The sequence below is a fragment of the Streptomyces sp. NPDC005706 genome (assembly GCF_040631045.1).
GTDB lineage: Bacteria > Actinomycetota > Actinomycetes > Streptomycetales > Streptomycetaceae > Streptomyces.
The window spans coordinates 1-19,863 of record NZ_JBEXYS010000019.1 but is presented as its reverse complement, the minus strand read 5'-3'; the positions used below and the strand labels follow the sequence as shown (position 1 = coordinate 19,863).

The window sequence follows — 19,863 nt, the reverse complement described above, 5'->3', positions numbered from 1 at the left end:
ACGCTTTTGCCGGACGGCATCCCTCGTGATCCCGTGTCGCCCCGCCCGGAAAAATTCGGGCTCACCTCTTGCCTGCCGCCCGGATGGCCTGAATTACTGGCCCCGAACGAATCGACCGAATGATCGGTCGTCCGGAATGTGCGGCTGGTGAGGGAGAGCTCCCGATGGCGGATGCGACGGACCTGCTCGACGCGGGCGAGAAGCTCGGGCCCGAGGAGCTGCGGGCGCTCCAGCTCGAACGGCTGCGTGCCTCGCTGCGGCACGCCTACGAGAACGTGCCGTTCTACCGCGAGTCCTTCGACAAGGCCGGCGTCCGCCCGGAGGACTGCCGTTCGCTCGCCGACCTGGCGCACTTCCCCTTCACCACCAAGGCCGATCTGCGCGAGCAGTATCCCTTCGGCATGTTCGCCGTGCCCCGCGAGCGCGTCCGCCGTCTGCACGCCTCCAGCGGCACCACGGGGCTGCCCACGGTGGTCGGCTACACGGACAACGATCTCTCGGTGTGGTCCGACATGGTCGCGCGTTCGCTCCGGGCGGCGGGCGCGCGCCCCGGTGACACCGTGCACGTCGCCTACGGCTACGGGCTGTTCACCGGCGGTCTGGGCGCCCACTACGGTGCCGAGCGCCTGGGCTGCACGGTGATCCCGGCGTCGGGCGGCATGACGGCCCGCCAGGTCCAGCTCATCCGGGACCTGGAACCCGGCGTCATCATGGTCACTCCGTCCTACATGCTGACGCTGCTGGACGAGTTCGAGCGGCAGGGCGTGGACCCGCGCGGCACCTCGCTGCGGGTGGGTGTCTTCGGCGCCGAGCCCTGGACCGAGCGGATGCGGCGCGAGATCGAGGAGCGGTTCGCGATCGACGCCGTCGACATCTACGGGCTGTCCGAGGTGATGGGTCCGGGGGTCGCGCAGGAGTGCGTCGAGACCAAGGACGGTCTCCATGTGTGGGAGGACCACTTCTATCCGGAGGTCGTCGACCCGATCACCGGGGAGGTGCTGCCGGAGGGCGAGCGGGGCGAGCTGGTGTTCACCTCGCTCACCAAGGAGGCCATGCCGGTAGTCCGGTACCGGACCCGGGACCTGACCCGGCTGCTGCCCGGTACCGCTCGTGCGTTCCGGCGGATGGAGAAGGTCACCGGCCGCAGCGACGACCTGGTGATCCTGCGCGGGGTGAACCTGTTCCCCACCCAGATCGAGGAGATCGTGCTGCGCACCCCCGGTGTGGCACCCCACTTCCAGCTGCGCCTCACCCGGGAGGGCCGCCTCGACGCGCTCACGGTGCGCGCCGAGGCCCGGCCCGGCGCCACGCCCGAGGCGCGGGAGGCGGCGGCCCGGTCCATCGTCGCGGCCGTCAAGGACGGGGTCGGCGTCTCGGTGGGCGTGGAGATCGTGGAGCCGGAGTCGCTGGAGCGGTCGGTGGGCAAGATCCGCCGCATCGTGGATCTGCGTCCCCGCTAGGCCGTGTCCGCGAAGTCGCGCCTGCGTCGCGACTTCGCGGACACGACCCAGGGCCCGTTGGGCCTAGGAGCCGCCTGCGAACCGGTCGCGCAGTTCGCGCTTGAGGATCTTGCCGCTGGCGTTGCGGGGCAGCTCGTCCACGAACATCACCCGCTTGGGCGCCTTGAAGGGTGCGAGCTTCTCCCTTACGTGTGCGGTGAGTTGCTCCTCCGTCACGTCACCGCGCCGGACGACGACCGCGGTGACGGCCTCGATCCACCGTTCGTCGGGCAGGCCGATGACGGCGGCCTCGGCGACGGCCTCGTGGGTGTAGAGCGCGTCCTCCACCTGGCGGGAGGCGACCAGCACGCCACCGGAGTTGATGACGTCCTTCACCCGGTCGACGATCGTGTAGTAGCCCTCCGCGTCGCGCACCGCGAGGTCGCCGGAGTGGAACCAGCCGTCCCGGAACGCCTCGGCGGTCTCCTCGGGCCGGTCCCAGTAGCCCTCGCACAACTGCGGTGAGCGGTAGACGATCTCACCGGGCGTGCCGTCGGGCACGTCCTCGCCGCGTTCGTCGACCACGCGCGCGTCCACGAACAGCACCGGCCGGCCGCAGGAGTCCGGCCGGCCGTCGTGCTCGTCGGGGGCCAGCACCGTGGCGAGCGGGCCGATCTCGCTCTGGCCGAAGCAGTTGTAGACGGCTAGCTTCGGCAGGCGTTCGCGCAGCCGCTGGAGCACCGGAACGGGCATGATCGAGGCGCCGTAGTAGGCCTTGCGCAGTCCGTCGAGGTCGCGGGTGGCGAAGTCGGGCCGGTTGGCCAGGCCGATCCACACGGTGGGCGGCGCGAACAGGCTGTCCACCCGGCCCTGTTCGATCAGGTCGAAGAGCCGGTCCCCGTCCGGGGCGTCCAGCAGCACGCTGGTCGCGCCGACCGCGAGGTACGGCAGCAGGAACACGTGCATCTGCGCCGAGTGGTAGAGCGGCAGCGCGTGGGCGGGCCGGTCGCCGGCGCTCAGGTCGAGGGCGGTGATGGCGCTCAGGTACTCGTGCACCAGCGCGCGGTGCGTCATCATCGCGCCCTTGGGCGAGGCGGTGGTGCCGGAGGTGTAGAGCAGTTGCGCCAGGTCCTCGGTACGTGGCTCGGGCCCGTCGTACGGCGGCGCGTCCGCCAGCCGGGCGAGCAGGGAGCCGTGGGCGTCCCGCAGGGGCAGCGCCCGTACGCCGTCCGGGAGCCGGCCGGCGAGGTCCGGGTCGGCCAGCACCAGGGAACTGCCCGACTGGCCGACGATGTACGCCAGGTCGTCGCCGGTCAGGTTCTGGTTGACCGGCACATGGACCAGGCCGGCGCGGGCGCAGGCCAGGAAGGCGATCAGATAGGCGTCGGAGTTGTGCCCGTAGGTCGCGACCCGGTCCCCCGGGGCGAGGCCTTCCGCGCGGAGCAGCCCCGCCGCGCGCGTGACGGCGTCGTCCAGCGCCTCGTAGGTCCAGTCGCGTCCGCCGTACTCCAGTGCGATGCGTGCCGGGGTGCGCCGGGCGCTGCGCCGCAGCACCCCGTCGACCGTGCTGCCGTGTCCCTGCGTCATGACAGCCGATCCTCGGCCCGCCGGACGGGCTGGTCAAGAACCCGTCGCCGCTCGCGCGCTACGACTCCAGCACCGCCATCGCCGCGTTGTGCCCCGGCACCCCGCTCACCCCTCCCCCGCGCACCGCGCCCGCGCCGCACAGCAGCACGCCCGGATGCCCGGTCTCCACGCCCCAGCGCCCGGTGCTCTCCTGTGCGTACGGCCAGGACAGGGCGCGGTGGAAGATGTTGCCGCCGGGCAGGCGCAGGTCCCGTTCGAGGTCGAGCGGGGTCTTCGCCTCGATGCAGGGGCGGCCGTCGGCGTCGGTGGCGAGGCAGTCGGCGAGCGGTTCGGCGAGATGCGCGTCGAGCTGCGCCAGGGTGGACTTCAGCAGCTCCTCGCGGACGGCGTCGTTGTCCCGGGCGAACAGCCGGGCGGGGGTGTGCAGTCCGAAGAGGGTGAGGGTCTGGTAGCCGCGCCGGGCGAGGTCGGGGCCGAGGATGGTGGGGTCGGTCAGCGAGTGGCAGTAGATCTCCGAGGGCGGTGCCGCGGGGAGTTCACCGGCGGCGGCCTGGGCGTGGGCGGTGGCCAGTTGCCGGTAGCCCTCGGCGATGTGGAAGGTGCCGGCGAAGGCCTCCCGGGGGTCGACCGAGTCGTCGCGGAGCCTGGGCAGCCGGGTGAGCAGCATGTTGACCTTGAGCTGGGCGCCCTCGGCCGGCTCCGGCGGCGGGTCCCCCATGAGCGCGGCCAGCTCCTGCGGCGAGGCGTTGACCAGGACGTGCCGGGCGGCGGCGACACCCTCGCCGTCGGCGGTGCGGTAGGTGACCTCGGCGGTCTTCCCGTCGGTGTCGACGCGGACCGCCTCGTGCCCGGTCGCGATCACCGCGCCGGCGGTGCGCGCCGCGGCGGCCAGCGCGTCGGTGAGGGCGCCCATGCCGCCGACGGGTACGTCCCAGGCGCCGGTGCCGCCGCCGATGACGTGGTAGAGGAAGCAGCGGTTCTGGGCGAGGGAGGGGTCGTGGGCGTCGGCGAAGGTGCCGATGAGCGCGTCGGTGAGGACCACGCCCCGCACCAGGTCGTCGGTGAAGTTCTCCTCGACGGCGACCCCGATCGGCTCCTCGAACAGCGACCGCCAGGCGGTCTCGTCGTCGATCCGCCTGCGCAGCTCGTCCCGGCCGGGCAGCGGTTCGGTGAGCGTCGGGAAGACCCGCTCGGCCACCCGGCTCGTCATGCCGTAGAAACGCTCCCAGGCCGCGTACTCGTGCTCGCCGCCGGTCAGCCGGGCGAACGCCTCCCGGGTGCGCCGTTCCCCGCCGCCGACGAGCAGCCCGGTGGCCCGCCCGCCGCGTTCGGTGGGCGTGTACGAGGAGATGGTGCGCCCGCGGACTCGGAACCGGAGCCCGAGGTCGCGCACGATCTTCCGCGGCAGCAGGCTGACCAGGTACGAGTAGCGCGACAGCCGGGCCTCCACCCCCGCGAACGGACGCGTCGAGACGGCGGCCCCACCGGTGTGGCCGAGCCGCTCCAGCACCAGCACGGACCGCCCGGCCCGGGCCAGATAGGCGGCGGCGACCAGTCCGTTGTGGCCACCGCCGACGATGACGGCGTCGTAGGTCCGGGTTCCCTCGTTGGCAGGCATGGTCCTTGGTAGCACGTGATGATCAAGACGGGCCAGAGGCGTGCGCGGGCGGCGCGGACTCGGTGTCCCGCAGGACACCCGCGGCCCACGGCCCCGCGCCGGACGCGCGAGACCGTCACTCCTTCGTCATGAGTCCCCTCAGCGCGATGTTGAGTTCCAGGACGTTCACGCGGGGCTCGCCGATGAAGCCGAGGGTGCGGCCCTCGGTGTGGTCCTCGACCAGTTTCTCGACCCGTGCGACGGGCAGTCCGTTCCTCGCGGCGACCCGGTACACCTGGAGTGCGGCGTACCGCGGGGAGATGGCCGGGTCCAGGCCGGAGCCGGAGGAGGTGACGGCGTCGGCGGGGACGTCGGACGGCCGGACCGTGTGGCCGGGCACCGAGTCGTCCTTGACGACGGCGGCCCTGGCGGCGAGCACCTGGGCGCACAGCGTGCCGTCCTCGGGCCTGGCCGGGCACTCGCCCCGCACCGCACCGCTGTCGGCGGCCAGGTTGGTCGCGCCGGACAGGATCAGCTTGTACCGCGTGTTCACGCTGTTGCTGCCGAGTCCGTCGGCCGGGCGGCCCTGGAACCACCTCAGGTCGGGCCCGGCGGTCTGCCGGCCGTTCTGCGGCGGCAGGTCGTACGACTGCCCGATCAGGGAGGAGCCGACGACCCTGCCGTCCGCCTCGGTCTCGGAGCCGTTCGCCTTGCCCGGGAACAGCCCCTGGGCGATGCCGGTGACGGCGAGCGGGTAGAGGACGCCGGTGACCAGGGTCAGCACGAGCAGGGCGCGCAGACCCGCGCCCAGCGACCGGGCCGTTCGCACAGTGGAGTTGTTCATGCCGATCAGCCGATTCCGGGGATGAGGGAGATGAGCAGGTCGATGAGTTTGATGCCGATGAACGGCGCCACCAGGCCGCCGATGCCGTAGATCCCGAGATTGCGGCGCAGCATTCTGTCGGCGCCGACCGGCCTGTACCGCACGCCCTTCAGGGACAGTGGCACCAGCGCGACGATGATCAGCGCGTTGAAGACGACGGCGGACAGGATCGCGGAGTCGGGCGAGGACAGCCGCATGATGTTCAGCGTGTCCAGGCCCGGGTGGACCGCCGCGAACAGCGCCGGGATGATCGCGAAGTACTTCGCCACGTCGTTGGCTATGGAGAACGTCGTCAACGCGCCCCGGGTGATGAGGAGTTGCTTGCCGATCTCGACGATCTCGATCAGCTTGGTCGGGTCGGAGTCGAGGTCGACCATGTTGCCGGCCTCCTTGGCGGCCGACGTGCCGGTGTTCATCGCGACCCCGACGTCCGCCTGGGCCAGCGCGGGCGCGTCGTTGGTGCCGTCGCCGGTCATCGCTACCAGTTTGCCGCCGGCCTGCTCCCGCTTGATGAGGGCCATCTTGTCCTCGGGAGTGGCCTCGGCGAGGAAGTCGTCGACACCCGCCTCCTCGGCTATCGCCCTCGCGGTCAGCGGATTGTCGCCGGTGATCATGACCGTCCTGATGCCCATGCGGCGCAGTTCCTCGAACCGTTCCCGCATGCCGTGCTTGACGACGTCCTTGAGGTGGATGACGCCGAGCACGCGGGCGCCGTCGCCGTCGTGGACGGCGACCAGGAGCGGGGTGCCGCCGGCCGCCGCTATCCGGTCGGTCAGCTCCTGTGCGTCAGGGGCGACTTCCCCGCCCTGCTCCCGCACCCAGGCGATGACGGAGGCCGTGGCGCCCTTGCGGACCCGGTGGCCGTCCACGTCCACGCCCGACATCCGGGTCCGCGCGGTGAAGGCGATCCACTCGGCGCGCGCCGGCTCGCCCCGGTGCCGCTCGCGCAGCCCGTACCTCTCCTTCGCCAGGACGACGATCGAGCGGCCCTCGGGGGTCTCGTCGGCCAGCGAGGACAACTGGGCGGCGTCGGCGACCTCGGCCTCCGTCGTCCCGCTCACCGGCACGAACTCCGCCGCCCGGCGGTTGCCCAGGGTGATGGTGCCGGTCTTGTCGAGCAGCAGGGTCGACACGTCGCCTGCGGCCTCGACCGCGCGCCCCGACATGGCCAGCACGTTGCGCTGCACAAGACGGTCCATGCCCGCGATGCCGATCGCGGAGAGCAGGGCGCCGATGGTGGTCGGGATGAGGCAGACCAGCAGCGCCACCAGCACCACCGTCGTCAGATGCGTGCCCGCGTAGCCGGCGAACGGCGGCAGCGTGGCGCAGGCCAGCAGGAAGACGATGGTGAGCGAGGCCAGCAGGATGTTCAGCGCGATCTCGTTGGGCGTCTTCTGCCTGGCGGCGCCCTCGACGAGGGCGATCATCCGGTCGATGAAGGTCTCGCCGGGCTTCGTCGTGATGCGGACGACGATCCGGTCCGAGAGCACCTTGGTGCCGCCCGTCACCGCGCTGCGGTCGCCCCCGGACTCACGGATCACGGGAGCGGACTCACCGGTGATCGCGGACTCGTCGACGCTGGCGACGCCCTCGACGACGTCTCCGTCACCGGGGATGGCGTCGCCGGCCTCGCAGACCACCAGGTCGCCGACGGTCAGGTCGGTTCCCGGGACCCGCTCCTCGGGGCCGTCCTCACGGAGCCGTCGCGCGACGGTGCCGGTCTTGGCCTTGCGCAGGGTGTCGGCCTGGGCCTTGCCCCGGCCCTCGGCGACCGCCTCCGCGAGGTTGGCGAAGAGCACGGTCAGCCAGAGCCAGGCGCTGATCGTCCAGCCGAACCAGTCGCCGGGGTCCTTGGCGGAGAACACGGTGGTCAGCACCGAGCCGATCCACACCACGAACATGACGGGCGACTTGACCATCACCCGCGGATCGAGCTTGCGGAAGGCCTCGGGCAGGGATCTGACCAGTTGCCCGGGGTCGAAGAGGCCCGCGCCGACGCGGTTCCCGGCGGGTTGGTGCCCGGCCGGCGCGTCCTGGTGGGGCGCGAGGGTGGGAGTGGACATGGAGTCCTCGTACTTGTCGCTGCCGGTGTCGGTGGTCATCACGCCAGCCCCTCCGCGAGTGGGCCCAGCGCGAGGGCCGGGAAGTAGGTGAGACCGGTGATGATGAGGATCGCGCCGACCAGCAGGCCGGTGAACAGGGACTTCTCGGTGCGCAGGGTGCCCGCGGTCACCGGCACCGGCCGCTGCCGTGCGAGCGAGCCGGCCAGGGCCAGCACGAACACCATGGGCAGGAAGCGGCCGAACAGCATCGCCAGGCCCGTCATGGTGTTGAACCAGTCCGTGTTCGCGTTCAGGCCGGCGAAGGCCGAACCGTTGTTGTTCGCGGCCGAGGTGAAGGCGTACAGGACCTCGGAGAACCCGTGCGGACCGGAGTTGAGCATCGAGTGCGGCGGGGTGGGCAGCGCCGTCGACGCCGCGGTGAGGACCAGCACCAGCGCCGGGGTGACGAGGAGGTAGGCCGCGGCGAGCTTCATCTCGCGGGCGCCGATCTTCCTGCCCAGGTACTCGGGGGTGCGGCCGACCATCAGACCGGCGATGAACACCGCGATGACCGCCATGATCAGGATGCCGTAGAGGCCGGAGCCGGTGCCGCCGGGCGCGACCTCGCCCAGCATCATGCCGAGCATCGTGATACCGCCGCCCAGCCCGGTGAAGGAGGAGTGGAAGGAGTCCACCGCACCGGTCGAGGTCAGGGTCGTGGCCACCGCGAAGATCGACGAACCGCCGACGCCGAAGCGGACCTCCTTGCCCTCCATCGCACCGCCGGCCACCTGCGGCACCGGGCCGTGGTGGGTGAACTCGGCCCACATCATCAGCGCGGTGAAGCCGAGCCAGATGGCGGCCATCGTCGCGAGGAGCGCGTATCCCTGCCTGACGCTTCCGGCCAGCACGCCGAAGGTGCGGGTCAGCGAGAACGGGACGACCAGGATCAGGAAGATCTCGAAGAGGTTGGAGAACGGGGTCGGATTCTCGTACGGATGCGCGGAGTTGGCGTTGAAGTAGCCGCCGCCGTTGGTGCCCAGCTCCTTGATGGCCTCCTGGGAGGCGACCGCGCCGCCGTTCCACTGCTGCGGACCACCCGCGAACCGGCCGACCTCGTGGATGCCGGAGAAGTTCTGGATCACGCCGCAGGCGACCAGGACCACCGCGGCGACGAGGGCGACCGGCACCAGGATCCGCAGGGTGCCGCGCACCAGATCGACCCAGAAGTTGCCGAGTTCACCGGTGCGCATGGGGGTCCCCCCGCGCGAGCGAAGCCGAGCGTGGGGGAGGGTGAACCCGCGGACCAGGGCCACGGCGACGGCCATGCCGACGGCCGCGGAGACGAAGTTCTGCACGGCGAGGCCGGCCGTCTGCACGACGTGCCCCATGGTCTGCTCGCCGTAGTACGACTGCCAGTTGGTGTTCGTCACGAACGACACGGCCGTGTTGAACGACTGCGCCGGGCCGACCGAGGAGAACCCGAGCGAGCCGGGCAGGATTCCCTGCAGCCGCAGCAGCAGGTAGAGGAACAGGACGCCGGCGGCCGAGAAGGCGAGGACCGCGCGCAGATACGCGGGCCAGGTCATCCCGGCGCCGGGGTCGGCACCGATGCCCTTGTAGATCCACTTCTCCACCCTGAGGTGCCTGCCGGAGGAGTAGACCCGGGCCATGTGGTTGCCGAACGGGACGTGGACGAGCGCCAGCGCGCCTGTCAGGGCGAGCAGTTGGAGCACGCCGGCGAGTACGGGACCCATGTGTGTGCTCAGAACCTCTCCGGGAAGAGGAGGGCGAGGACGAGATAGCCCAGCAGGGCGACGGCCACGACGAGGCCGACGACGTTCTCGGCGGTCACAGCTTGGTCACCCCCTTCGCGACGAGGGCCACCAGCGCGAAGGCCGCGAGCACGGTGACGACGAAGGCCAGATCGGCCATCGTGTACTCCTGGAGTGAGGTGCGGTTGCGTCGGACGGTTCGAGCAAACCGCCTCGGCGACCGGTCGCGGCCGCCGTTGACGGCTCTCTTACGGCCGTACGTCCGGCCTTGACGGGACCCTGACGGTCCGCTGCTCCGGAGTTCTCGTCCGTGGCTCGTGATGGCCTCGTGGCGCGTGACGGCCTCTCGGGAGGCTGCCGTCCCGGCTCAGTCCAGCGCCACCATGAAGTCCGTGCACGCCATGGCGCAGGCGCGGCACACCGCCGCCGCGGACTCGGCGCCCGGGTGCTCGTCGAAGGCGTGGGCGCACTCGAGGCAGACCGAGCGGCACCACTCGAGCTGCACTCTGATCCCGTCCTCGTCCTGACCGTTCTGCTCGGAGAGCGTGCGGCACGTCGCGTCGCACACCTCGGCGCACATGATCCCCAGCCGCCGTACGCGCTCCTGCTGCTCGGTGCCGTCCGGGTCCAGGAGGCTCGCGCGCACCGCACAGGCCCTGGCGCACTCCGCGCACGCCTGGGCGCACGTGAACCGGTCCTCGAGGAACCGGTAGAGCTGCTGCTGCGTAGGCGATGTCACACCCGGCGGGTAGCCGGGCCCGGGCAGGGCAAACGCGTGGACCGCGATGAGGGATGCCGCAACCCGGGGCGGGTCGCCGATCGTGACGGACCGCCACGCAAGGTGTCCGGTTCGCCCCATTCTGTGTGGGGTATTCCTGAGCTATGAGTACCGCACAGATGCAGCTGGCCGCGGCAAGCGGCCTGATGGGCCTCGTGTTCTTCGTCATAGCCGTCGCCGTGCTGGCGCTGCTCGCCGGCGGCTTCTGGATGAACTCCCGGGAGAAGTACCGCGAGCCTCCCCGGCCGCGTCCCGATGAGCAGCCGCACCTGCCACCGGAGGGCGCGGTGCACGAGATCCGGGAGAACAGGGAGTCCCAGGAGGTTCCCGTCACTCCCGAGGGCGGCCGCCCGCTCACCCCGTACGAGCTGACCAACGTCGACTCCAGGCCCAGCGACTCGAAGGAGCGCCCGCGCTGGAGCAAGGGGTCGAGCGGCTCGTTCGGCGGCGGCGGGCTGGGCGCCCACTGACCCCGAGCGCCCACCGACCCGAACCCCGACCCGGCACCCGACATCCCCGACCCGCACCCGATTCCCGACGGGAGCCGCCCGCGCCCGGCCCGCGCCGGGCCGCCGCACGCCGCTAGGCCGTGTCCTTCCCGGCGGCGTCCAGGCGCCCGACGCGGGCCACGTTGCGCAGGTCCTCGGGGTCCTGGCTGGGCTCGGCCGCGAACCACGCGTCGAGGATCTCCCGCAGCACCGGTGCGGAGGTGAGCCTGAGTCCGAGCGCCAGGACGTTGGCGTCGTTCCAGCGCCGCGCCCCCTCCGCCGTACCGGCGTCCGTGCACAGGGCCGCGCGGACGCCCGGCACCTTGTTCGCCGCGATGGAGGCGCCGGTGCCGGTCCAGCAGCACACCACCGCCTGGTCGGCCGCGCCGTCGGCGACGTCCCGGGCGGCGGCCTCGGAGCAGACCGCCCACTGCGAGTCGGCGCCGGGGCGCAGCGCGCCGTGCTCGCGCACCTCGTGGCCGCGCCGGCGCAGCTCCTCGACGAGGTGGCGGGCCACGGGTTCGTCCATGTCGGAGGAGACGGAGATCCGCATGCTCAGGAGCCTAGCGGTTGCCGGCCGGCGGCTCCCGGCCGATGTGGCCCCGTCCGGGCGGCAAGCGGCCCCGGAGGGCGTCCGGTGACGCCGTCCGGGGCCGGCCGATCGGTCCGCGGGTCCTTCGACGATCAGGGGTGGTCGGGCTGCTGTGCCGGGGGCACTCCGCCGCCCTCTCCTCCACCCTTGTGGCCCTTGTCCGAGCCGTGCGGGCGGGCACCCGCTTCACGTCCGGCCGTCTGGCGGGCCTTGAGTTCGCCACTGTCCTGCGGGGTACCGCCCCCCTTGTCACTGCGCCGCTGTTCGGGCTGCTGCGGATTCGACATGCGCCGGGCTCCCTCCGGGTGTACGTGCTGCTTGCGGGGTCCGGGTTCCCAGGGGGACGCGGGTGACGCACACCGCGGCGCCGCCGGTCCGCCCCCCGGGACCGGCGGTCTGCGGTCAGCGGTGCCGGACCGCCTCAGGGCGCGCGGCGGGTCAGATTCCTGTGCAGGTGCTCCAGCGCGTCCAGGAGCACCGAGCGGTGGTACCAGCTCAGCCAGCCGGCCGTGTCGGCAGCGAGCACGTCGAGGGTCTCGCTCCGGGCGCCGGCCGGCGTACGGCCGGTCGCGGGCCAGTGCAGGGTGATCACTCCGGTGCAGGATCCGGCGGCGGAGACGACGGGGACGCTGTGCAGGGCACGGGTGTCCGTGGCCAGCAGGGCGCGCCTGACCTCGTCGGACAGCAGCGGCTCCGCCGCGACGTCGGGCACGCTCACCCGGCGGCCCCGCGTCCGGGCGAGCGCGTCGGCCATGCCCTCGTCCTGACCCCGGACGAGGTGGTCCAGAAACCTTTCGTCACAGCCGTAGTGGGTCTCCAGCGTCAGCGCGTTCACCGCGGGGTCCACGAACCGCACGTATCCGGCGGTGGCCCGGCCCACGGCCAGGGCCTCGTGCAGCACCGCGTCGATCATCTGGCGCCGGCAGCGCGGGTCCCGGCCCTCCCGGGCCAGGATCCGCGACTGCGGCACGGGCAGGGAGCGGCGGCCGGGGAACCAGACCTCGCCGTCCGGGGGCCGGGCCACCACGACTGCGGACACCAGGACGCGCAGCGGCACGTTGAACCGCTGGGAGGCCTCGCGCAGCACCCGGAAGGCACTGCCGGAGTCCGGCAGGCCGTAACGGGCCATCAGCGTGCCCTGCGCCATGCCGATCACCGGAGCGGTGCGCACCCTGGCCCGCAGGGCCCGGACCTCCTTGTGCAGGTCCTCGTACGACGGACGCCACAGGTCGGCCATCTGCGAACGCCAGGCCGGCAGGTCCTCCACCGGGGCCGTGGCCCGCGCCAGTTCCCGCAGCGCCTCGTCGAGGGTGGCGTACAGGAGGACGCCGTCGAGACGGGCGAGGTGCACGGCCTCGCGTACGCCGGGGCGGGCCCGGATGATGATCAGATCGGGGCGTCCGACGCGGCCCCGGGTGGTCTCGCTCAGCGCGTGCAGGACGGCGGCGCCGCCCAGCTGCACATGGGCCATGTCGAGTACCGGCCGCAGTCCGGCACGGTCGGCCTCTTCCAGGTGGCCGCGCAGTTCGTCCGACCAGACCTCCGCACCGTCCGGGCTCAGCGTCCCGGACATGCGCAGGAGCAGGGCGCCCTCGGCGGGCAGGCCCTCCACCAGGGACGACTCGATGACGAGAGGGGCCGGTGCGCCCAAGCGGGCGGAGGAGGATTTCACGGCATCACCACACCAGGACGTCACAAAGCCTCGAATATCCGCAAAGGCCTCTTCCTGACCTTGGACCACCACCTTGCACGCTCGGTGCCCGGCCCTCAACCGCACCGCGCGGGGACCCGGCCGCCGATTTGTGTCAGTGGGTGCCGCCGGGCCGCGCCGGTTCGCCCGCCGGCAGGGAGTCCAGGGCGGACGCCGTGGTGGCGTGCACCCGCACGCCCGGCAGACCGGCGAGCCGCAGCGCCTCGCGCACATGGGGCCGGGGCTGGACGATCGGCAGGCAGCGGCCGGACAGCGCGAGCCCGCCGGTGGCCCGGTCCAGCGAGCGCACCGCGACGGCACTGGCCAGATACACCTCGGTCATGTCCAGTACGAGGTGTTCGCCGGCCCGGTCGGACTGGCGCAGATGCTCCGCCAGGGCTTCGGAGAACTCCGTGGCGTTGGACGCGTCGACCGTGCCGCGCGCCTTGAGAAGGGTGATCCGGCCGGACTCGGGGCGGCTCTCCCGCACGGCTCGGAGCAGCAGCGGGGCAGCGGGAAGCTGGCCTTTTTCCATGGGCGGGGCACTTCCTGGGAGGGAGGGCTCGGCCAGCCGCTTCTTGACCGGGGAGGGGACCACTGTGCCGCCCCCGGGTGCCCGAAGCAACGACGTGTCTCCGGGCGTGTCGCCGAGGGGCCGGGCGCGCGGGCTCCCGGCAGGGCCGTCTCCGGGAAGTGCCGGGCGACGGCTTCGGCGGTGCCGTCGGCCGAGGCTTTGTCGGTGACGATCACCCGGGGCCGCTCGGGGAGCCGCCTGAGGCGGGTGAGGTGCGCAGGAGTTCGTCGCGGCGGTCGTGGGTGATCAGGACCACGGTCGTACGGCCGTCCGGGTGCCCCTCGGGGTGCGTCCGGCTCATCGGGCGCCTCCGGCGGGCTGCCGGTCGAGCAGGCGTGCGGCGTGTTCGACGTGCGGGGGCAGCGGCCGGCGTCCGGCGACGGCGGCGGGCAGCCGTACGAGGGTCTCGCGCAGGGCGCGGCGGGCGCCGGGCCGGGCGGTGACGGCGGCCAGGGCGAGGTCGGCGCCGGCGCGCGGGGCGACGGGCCAGGGCCGGCGCAGGCAGGAGGTGAGCACGTGGTCGCGCCTGACCAGGCTGGACCGGCCGGTGCGGCCGTCGGTCCGGGGGTGGTGGCGGGCGCACAGGGAGGGCTCGTGGGCGAGGCCCCGGACGCGGGCCGCGAGGTCGTAGGCGAGGAGGGTCTCCTCCCCGCCGAAGAAGAGCAGCGGGTGGTAGCCGCCGGCGCCCAGGAAGGCCTCCCGGCGCACGACGCGGGCGCAGCCGAGGAAGCCGAGCACCGGGCGGCCGGGCAGGTCCGGTTCGCTGGGCAGGGGTGAGGCGACGAGGACGGCGTTCAGCGGGTCCTCGGTGCCCCGCTCACCGACCAGGGTGCGGGCGGCGAGCAGCCCGAGCCGTGGGTGCACGTCGAGCAGGTCGGCCGTGCCGCAGGGAGCCCGGGGTCCACCAGGAGTCGTCGTCGCTGAAGGCGACACAGGGGGTGCGGGCCTGCCGGACGGCCAGGTTTGCGGCCGACGGCGCCGGTGTCGGCGGCGGGCCGCGGCAGACGGGTGACCGCCGGGTGGCCGTGCACCGCCTCCCGGGTGGTGTCGTGGCGGGAGTTGTCGACGACGATCACCGGCGGCCGTTCGGGCAGCGCGGCCAGGGCGCCGAGGGTGCGCAGCAGACTGCCGGACCGATCGCGGGTGATGACGGCGACCGTGATCCTAAGGTCCGCTCCGGCGGTGGGCCGGCGGGTGGGTCCTGGGGCCCGGTCAGTGGACACGCGCCGCCACCCCCCACCCGGGGACTCCGGTGCGGGCCCGCCGGCCCCTGAGCTGCAGCAGGCAGGCGGCGGCGACCTCGCCGGTGTGGACGCGCAGCAGCCGGGCGTCCGGGTTGCGGCCGTGCGGGTCCCCGGGCGGGCCGGGCTTCCACAGGGCCAGGTGCCGGTGGCCGGGCGGTGGCCCCCACAGTCGCGGGGAGACGGGGCCGAACAGGGTGACCGACCGGGTGCCGTGGGCCACCGCGAGATGGGCGATGCCGGTGTCACCGCTGAGCACCAGCGACGCCCCGGCCACCAACGCCGACAGCTCGTCCAGGGGCAGGCCCCCGCTGATCACGTCCGACGCGGGCCGGCCGCCGCGCTCGGCGACGGACCGAACGAGGGCGTCCTCCCCGGGGCCGCCGGTCAGCACCACACGGTGTCCGGCAGCGCGCAGGCACCGTACGACGGCGGCGAACCGCTCCCCGGGCCAGCGGCGCGAGCCCGACGCGGCCCCGGGGTGCACCACGACCGCACCGGGCGCCGGTGACGGCGTGGACGGGGCCGGCAGGCGCAGGTCGAGAGGGTCGGCCGGGATGCCGTGGGCGCGCAGGAAGGCGCACCAGCGGTCCCGTTCGTGGACGTGCGGCTGCCAGGGCGGACCGTCCGGCAGGGCGTGGGCGAGCAGCCGGCGCGGGTTCAGGGCGGCCAGCGCGTCGCGGCTCTCGGGACCGTTGCCGTGCAGGTCGATCGCCATGTCCGGCGGCGGCCCCGGCCAGTGCGCGAGGGACGGCACCGCCCGGCCCGGCGCCTCGGCCGGGAGGACTTCGTCGACCGCCCCGGTGGACAGGGCGATCCCGGTCAGCGCGGGCGGCAGGGCGAGGACCACCCGGTGTCCCGGGAAGCCCCGCCGGACCGCGCGCAGCGCGGGCACCCCGGCGAGCAGGTCGCCGAGGCCCAGGGCGCGCAGCACCAGCACGGTCGGGGGACGCGAGTCGGGTGTCACCGGACCGGCCCCCCGGGCGGCGGGTGCGGGAAGCGGGTCACTGGACGGGTCCTGCGGTGCGGGCGGGTGCCAGGGCCGCGCGGCGGGCGAGGCCGGTGGTGGAGCGGCCGTCGAGGTAGGGCAGCAGGAGGACCTGGCCGCCCCAGCTCTCCACGAGCGGCTGCTCGGGCAGCCGGGTGCGGGCGTAGTCGCCGCCCTTGGCCCAGATGTGGGGGCGCAGTTCGCCGAGGACGCGTTCCGGTGTGTCGTCGTCGAAGACGGCGACCGCGTCGACGCACTCCAGCGCGCTGAGCACGCGTACCCGGTCGGCCGCCGGGACCAGGGGCCGGCCGTCGCCCTTGCGCCTGCGCACCGAGTCGTCGGAGTTGACACAGACGATCAGGCAGTCGCCGGCCCGGCGCGCGGCCTGGAGCAGGGCGACATGGCCGGCGTGCAGCAGGTCGAAGCAGCCGCCCGCGGCGACCACGGTGCCGCCCGCGGCCCGTACCCGGGCGGCGGTGCGCCGGGCAGCGGCCGCGCATTCCTCGCCGGGCGGCCGTTCCGGTGGGGTGTCCGGCACCTCGGGCACGGCGACGGCGCGGGCGCCGCCCTCGGCGACGTACCGGGTGGCGGCGTGCACGGCACCCTGGACGGCCGCCTCGGTGAAGGCGCCGTCGGCGAGCAGCCCGGCGGCGGCCGCCGCGAACCGGTCCCCGGCCCCGCAGGGGTCGCCCGCCGCGGTGGCCGGGGCCGGCACCAGCAGCGGGGTCTCGCCGTACGAGAGCAGCGCGCCGCGCTCGCCCAGGGTGACCGCGACGGCGTGCGCGCGCCAGGCCCGGGCGAGCGCGCCGGCATCCTGGGCGGCCGTGCGCAGTACGCCTCCGTCGCCGGGCGCGCTGCCGGTGTCCCCGGCCGGCCGCCGGGCGAGGAGGCGGGCCTCCTGCGCGGAGGGGGTGGCCAGCCGTACGCCGGGGACCGGTGGGCCGCCCCGTACATGCGGGTCCCACACCACGGGCGCCCGCGCGGCGGCGCCGGCCAGCGCCTCCCGGAGGACGTCGGCGGTGCCCCGGCCGTAGTCGGCGACCAGGACGGCGTCCGCCGCGCGGACCGCGGCCAGGGCGGCCCGGCTCGCCTCGCGGGCGCGTCCCTCGCCGTCGTCGAGGCGGAGCAGTGGCCGGTCTCCGGCGAGTACGCGGGTCTTGCTGCCGAGTTCGCCGTCCAGCGGCACCTCGACCAGGTCCACGCGGCCGGCCAGCAGGTCCCGCAGGACGCCGCTGGTCGTGTCGTCGCCGAGAGCGGTGACGAGGGTGACCGGGCGGCCGTCGGAGGCGGCCAGGCAGGCGGCGAGGGCCGCGCCGCCCGGGCGGGAGCTGCGCCGGGTGCCGTGCACCACCGGCACGGGCGCGTCGGGGGCCAGCCGCTCGGCCCGGCCGCACAGGTCGTGGTCGAGCAGCGCGTCCCCGACGACGACCAGGGGGGTACGGGGGGTGTTCATGCGTCTCCCTCCCCGCGCCGCGCCCGGGTGCCCGCGGTGCGGCCGTGGCCGTCCGGCCGGGCGCCGTCCGTCCGGCCCCGCGCCCGGCTGTCCGATCGGCCGCTGGCACCGGGCCGGCCGTCACCTCGGCCGTCCGCCGTGCCTCCGTCCGCCTCGCCCCGTTGGACGGCCTGGTCGAACGACTCGCAGAGCATGTGCACGGCGACCAGGTGCAACTCCTGCACGGTGGCGGCCACCGGCGCGTCCACGCACAGCGCGTCGTCGGCGGCCAGGTGCAGGGGGTTCGGGGCCCGGCCGGTCAGCGCCCAGACGGTCATGCCGAGCCGGTGGGCGCGGTCGGCCGCGGCCAGCAGGTTGGCGCTGGCACCGCTGGTGGACAGCAGCATCAGCACGTCGCCGGGGCGGCCGTGCGCGGCGGTCTGGCGGGCGAACACCTCCTGGACGCCGTAGTCGTTGGCGATCGCGGTGGTGGAGGAGGTGTCGGCGTGCAGGGCGAGCGCGGAGAACGGCGCCCGGTCGTCCCGGTAGCGGCCCACGAGTTCGGCGGTGAGGTGCTGCGCCTGGGCGGCGCTGCCGCCGTTGCCCGCGACGAGCAGCCGGCCTCCCGAGCCCAGCCGCCGGGCGAGTTCGGCGCCCCAGCGTTCGATGAGGGAGCCCTGGTCGCGGAACGTCTCCAGGGCCTTCATCAGGTCGTCGCAGTGCGCGGTGTCGGTGACGGTCTTCATCGGGCGGCTCCCTTCATCGGACGGCTTCCGAGAGCGAGGGCATCGAGGACACGGCGCCGTACACCCCGGCCACGCCGTCGGCCACGCGGTCCCAGGTGTAGTGGGCCAGCACCCGTTCGCGGCCGGCGGCGCCGTGGCGGGCGAGCCGGTCGGGGTCGTCGAGGAGTTCGCGGACGACTTCGCCGAGGTGGTGGTGGTCGTCGTCGGCCGGGACGTGGACGCCGGTGGTGCCGTCCACGACCGTGTCGAGCTGGCCGCCCACGGCGGTGGCGACGACCGGCGTGGCGCAGGCCATGGCCTCGAGCGGGACGATACCGAAGGGCTCGTAGCGGGGCAGGGACAGCACGAGGTCGGCGCCGGCCATCAGGCGCGGCATCCGGGTCCGGCCGACCCCGCCGAGCAGGGTCACCCGGTCGGTGACGCCGTACTCGCCGGCGATGGCGTGCAGCCGCCGGGCCTCCGGCTCCGTGCCCAGCAGGTCCGCCTCGGGGCCGCCGGCGACGAGGAGTTCGGCGTCGGGTATCCCGGCGAGGGCGCGGATGGCGCGGTCGAAGCCCTTGCGGGGCACGAGCCGGCCGACGGCGAGCAGCCGTCTGCGGCCGCCGGGCAGCATCCGGGGGCGGCCGGACGGCGCGAACTGGTCGGGGTCGACCCCGCAGGGCACGACGGTGACGCGGTCCTCCGGCAGGCCCATGGCCCGCAGTTCGGCCACCTCGTCGGAGCAGGTGGCGATGATCCGCGCGCACTCGTGGCCGACGGCCTCCTCGATCGCGACGCGCTCGGGCGGGCTGGTGTCGTCGGCGCCCTGGTAGCGCTTCTTGACGGTGCCGAGGGCGTGGTAGGTCTGCACGACGGGGATGCCCAGGCCCCGGGTTCCGGTCAGGGCGGCGAGGCCCGACATCCAGAAGTGGGCGTGCACCACGTCGGGCGGGTCGGCGGCCCACTGCCGGGCCAGGAAGGCGCCGAACGCGGCCATGTGGGGCAGCAGTTCGTCCTTGGGTACGGGTGCGGGCGGCCCGGCGGGCACATGCACCACCTGGACGCCGTCGATGAGGGTCATCCGGTCCGGCAGTCCGGTGGAGTCCCGCCGGGTGTACACCGTGACCCGGAACCCCTTGCGGGCCAGTTGCCGGGCCACCTGTGCCACGTACACGTTCTGGCCGCCGGCGTCCGGTCCGCCGAGCGCGGCCAACGGGCTGGCGTGCTCGGAGACCATGGCGACGCGCCCGGCCGGGGGCAGAATGCGGCTCATCGGGTGACCTCCTTGATCAGGCGCTCCCAGTCGTCAAGGAAGCGTCGTTCTCCGTAGCGGGCCAGGGCCGCGGCGCGGGCTGCCCGCCCCGTGCGGCGGGCGTGGTCCGGTTCGGCGAGGAACGTCCGTACGGCGTCCTCGAGGACGTCGAGCCGGTTGGAGACCACGCCGGCGCCCGCGGGGACCGCCTCGCGGACCTCGGTGGTGTCCAGGGCGACCACCGGCATGCCCAGGAACATGGCCTCCAGCAGGGACAGGCCCAGCGAGGTCCAGCGCACCGGGTGCAGGTACAGGCGGCAGCGGGCCATCTCGCGGTGCAGTTCGTGCTGGGGCAGGTCCCGGGCGCGGCAGCGCTCGGCGGGCAGGCCGAGGTGTCCGGCGAGGCCCTCGGTGCGCATCCCGAAGACGTCCAGGGGCGCCGAGCGGGCGAACCGGGGCAGCAGGTCCGTTCCGGTGGTACGCCCCCTGCGCACAGGCTCGTTGACCACGACGGCGGCGCGGCGCTCGGTGCCGGTCCAGCGGTGGCCGGGGTCGACGATGCCGTGCTCCACGACCTCGGCCGGTGCCCTGCCGCTGTCCCACATCAGCCGGTTGAAGTGGGTGACATGGACGACGGGGATCTCCGTCTGCCCGGCGAGCGGGTGGAGTTGACGTTCCGGGGACGCGTCGGGGCTGTTGTGCTCGACGTACACGGCGGGCACGTCCACGCCGGGCACACGGCCGGTCCAGCGCCGGGCGAGGCCGATCTCGCGCGGACGC

19 protein-coding genes and 1 pseudogene are annotated in these 19,863 nt (G+C 74.0%); 2 read left to right on the top strand and 18 right to left on the bottom strand.

What is annotated here, in order from left to right; all coding sequences use genetic code 11:
* Positions 1-164 precede the first annotated feature (164 nt).
* Positions 165-1,460: a phenylacetate--CoA ligase PaaK gene (gene paaK / locus ABZ478_RS26130; RefSeq protein WP_359553083.1), complete on the top strand. Its 1,296-nt coding sequence runs from the start codon at positions 165-167 to the stop codon at positions 1,458-1,460.
* 63 nt (positions 1,461-1,523) lie between these two features.
* Here the strand turns inward: paaK and ABZ478_RS26125 are convergent, their stop codons facing one another.
* The 7 genes from ABZ478_RS26125 to ABZ478_RS26095 all read right to left on the bottom strand — a co-directional run bounded on the left by ABZ478_RS26125 (position 1,524) and on the right by ABZ478_RS26095 (position 10,062).
* Positions 1,524-3,026 carry an acyl-CoA synthetase gene (locus tag ABZ478_RS26125; protein ID WP_359553082.1) on the bottom strand — a complete coding sequence of 501 codons (1,503 nt, stop codon included), beginning with the start codon at positions 3,024-3,026 and terminating at the stop codon, positions 1,524-1,526.
* A gap of 58 nt (positions 3,027-3,084) precedes the next feature.
* A complete protein-coding gene (locus ABZ478_RS26120) occupies positions 3,085-4,644 on the bottom strand; it encodes an NAD(P)/FAD-dependent oxidoreductase (protein WP_359553081.1) in 1,560 nt (519 codons plus the stop codon).
* A gap of 115 nt (positions 4,645-4,759) precedes the next feature.
* A complete protein-coding gene (locus ABZ478_RS26115) occupies positions 4,760-5,467 on the bottom strand; it encodes a potassium-transporting ATPase subunit C (RefSeq protein WP_359553080.1) in 708 nt (235 codons plus the stop codon).
* 5 nt (positions 5,468-5,472) lie between these two features.
* Complete coding sequence (kdpB, locus tag ABZ478_RS26110; RefSeq protein WP_359553079.1) at positions 5,473-7,608, bottom strand: potassium-transporting ATPase subunit KdpB; 2,136 nt, start codon at positions 7,606-7,608, stop codon at positions 5,473-5,475.
* The gene (gene kdpA / locus ABZ478_RS26105) at positions 7,608-9,305 is read right to left on the bottom strand and encodes a potassium-transporting ATPase subunit KdpA (protein ID WP_359553078.1); all 1,698 of its coding nucleotides are present in this window, start codon (positions 9,303-9,305) and stop codon (positions 7,608-7,610) included. Before kdpA ends, kdpB begins: the two co-directional genes overlap by 1 nt.
* Positions 9,306-9,313: 8 nt before the next feature.
* Entirely contained in the window at positions 9,314-9,403 is a 90-nt protein-coding gene (kdpF, locus tag ABZ478_RS26100; protein WP_037817630.1) for a K(+)-transporting ATPase subunit F, read from the bottom strand.
* Between the two features lie 287 nt (positions 9,404-9,690).
* Positions 9,691-10,062: a ferredoxin gene (locus ABZ478_RS26095; protein ID WP_359553077.1), complete on the bottom strand. Its 372-nt coding sequence runs from the start codon at positions 10,060-10,062 to the stop codon at positions 9,691-9,693.
* 143 nt (positions 10,063-10,205) lie between these two features.
* On the opposite strand from ABZ478_RS26095, the gene ABZ478_RS26090 reads away from it, so the two are divergent.
* Complete coding sequence (locus ABZ478_RS26090) at positions 10,206-10,571, top strand: DUF6479 family protein (RefSeq protein WP_359553076.1); 366 nt, start codon at positions 10,206-10,208, stop codon at positions 10,569-10,571.
* Positions 10,572-10,683: 112 nt separating this feature from the next.
* On the opposite strand, the gene ABZ478_RS26085 is transcribed toward ABZ478_RS26090, so the two are convergent.
* The 11 genes and pseudogenes from ABZ478_RS26085 to ABZ478_RS26035 form a co-directional block, all read right to left on the bottom strand.
* Positions 10,684-11,142, bottom strand: a complete 459-nt coding sequence (locus ABZ478_RS26085) for an RpiB/LacA/LacB family sugar-phosphate isomerase (protein ID WP_359553075.1) — start codon at positions 11,140-11,142, stop codon at positions 10,684-10,686.
* Positions 11,143-11,273: 131 nt separating this feature from the next.
* Complete coding sequence (locus ABZ478_RS26080) at positions 11,274-11,468, bottom strand: hypothetical protein (RefSeq protein WP_359553074.1); 195 nt, start codon at positions 11,466-11,468, stop codon at positions 11,274-11,276.
* Positions 11,469-11,602: 134 nt separating this feature from the next.
* Complete coding sequence (locus tag ABZ478_RS26075) at positions 11,603-12,853, bottom strand: ANTAR domain-containing protein (RefSeq protein ID WP_359553073.1); 1,251 nt, start codon at positions 12,851-12,853, stop codon at positions 11,603-11,605.
* Between the two features lie 133 nt (positions 12,854-12,986).
* Positions 12,987-13,406 (bottom strand): STAS domain-containing protein, encoded by a 420-nt coding sequence (locus tag ABZ478_RS26070; protein ID WP_358934252.1) that lies wholly within the window; start codon positions 13,404-13,406, stop codon positions 12,987-12,989.
* A gap of 211 nt (positions 13,407-13,617) precedes the next feature.
* On the bottom strand, positions 13,618-13,746 hold the full coding sequence (locus ABZ478_RS26065; protein WP_359553072.1) for a hypothetical protein: 129 nt from the start codon (positions 13,744-13,746) through the stop codon (positions 13,618-13,620).
* A pseudogene (locus tag ABZ478_RS26060) lies at positions 13,743-14,608 on the bottom strand (glycosyltransferase). The gene ABZ478_RS26065 and the pseudogene ABZ478_RS26060 overlap by 4 nt, the downstream one beginning before the upstream one ends.
* A 49-nt stretch (positions 14,609-14,657) precedes the next feature.
* The gene (locus ABZ478_RS26055) at positions 14,658-15,653 is read right to left on the bottom strand and encodes a glycosyltransferase family 9 protein (protein ID WP_359553071.1); all 996 of its coding nucleotides are present in this window, start codon (positions 15,651-15,653) and stop codon (positions 14,658-14,660) included.
* Between the two features lie 37 nt (positions 15,654-15,690).
* Positions 15,691-17,127: a PfkB family carbohydrate kinase gene (locus ABZ478_RS26050; protein ID WP_359553070.1), complete on the bottom strand. Its 1,437-nt coding sequence runs from the start codon at positions 17,125-17,127 to the stop codon at positions 15,691-15,693.
* Entirely contained in the window at positions 17,124-17,852 is a 729-nt protein-coding gene (locus ABZ478_RS26045; protein ID WP_359553069.1) for an SIS domain-containing protein, read from the bottom strand. Before ABZ478_RS26045 ends, ABZ478_RS26050 begins: the two co-directional genes overlap by 4 nt.
* 13 nt (positions 17,853-17,865) lie before the next feature.
* The gene (locus ABZ478_RS26040; RefSeq protein WP_359553068.1) at positions 17,866-19,104 is read right to left on the bottom strand and encodes a glycosyltransferase; all 1,239 of its coding nucleotides are present in this window, start codon (positions 19,102-19,104) and stop codon (positions 17,866-17,868) included.
* Positions 19,101-19,863 (bottom strand): glycosyltransferase (locus ABZ478_RS26035; RefSeq protein WP_359553067.1); only part of this gene is annotated, 763 nt, incomplete at its 5' end. The genes ABZ478_RS26035 and ABZ478_RS26040, both read right to left, overlap by 4 nt.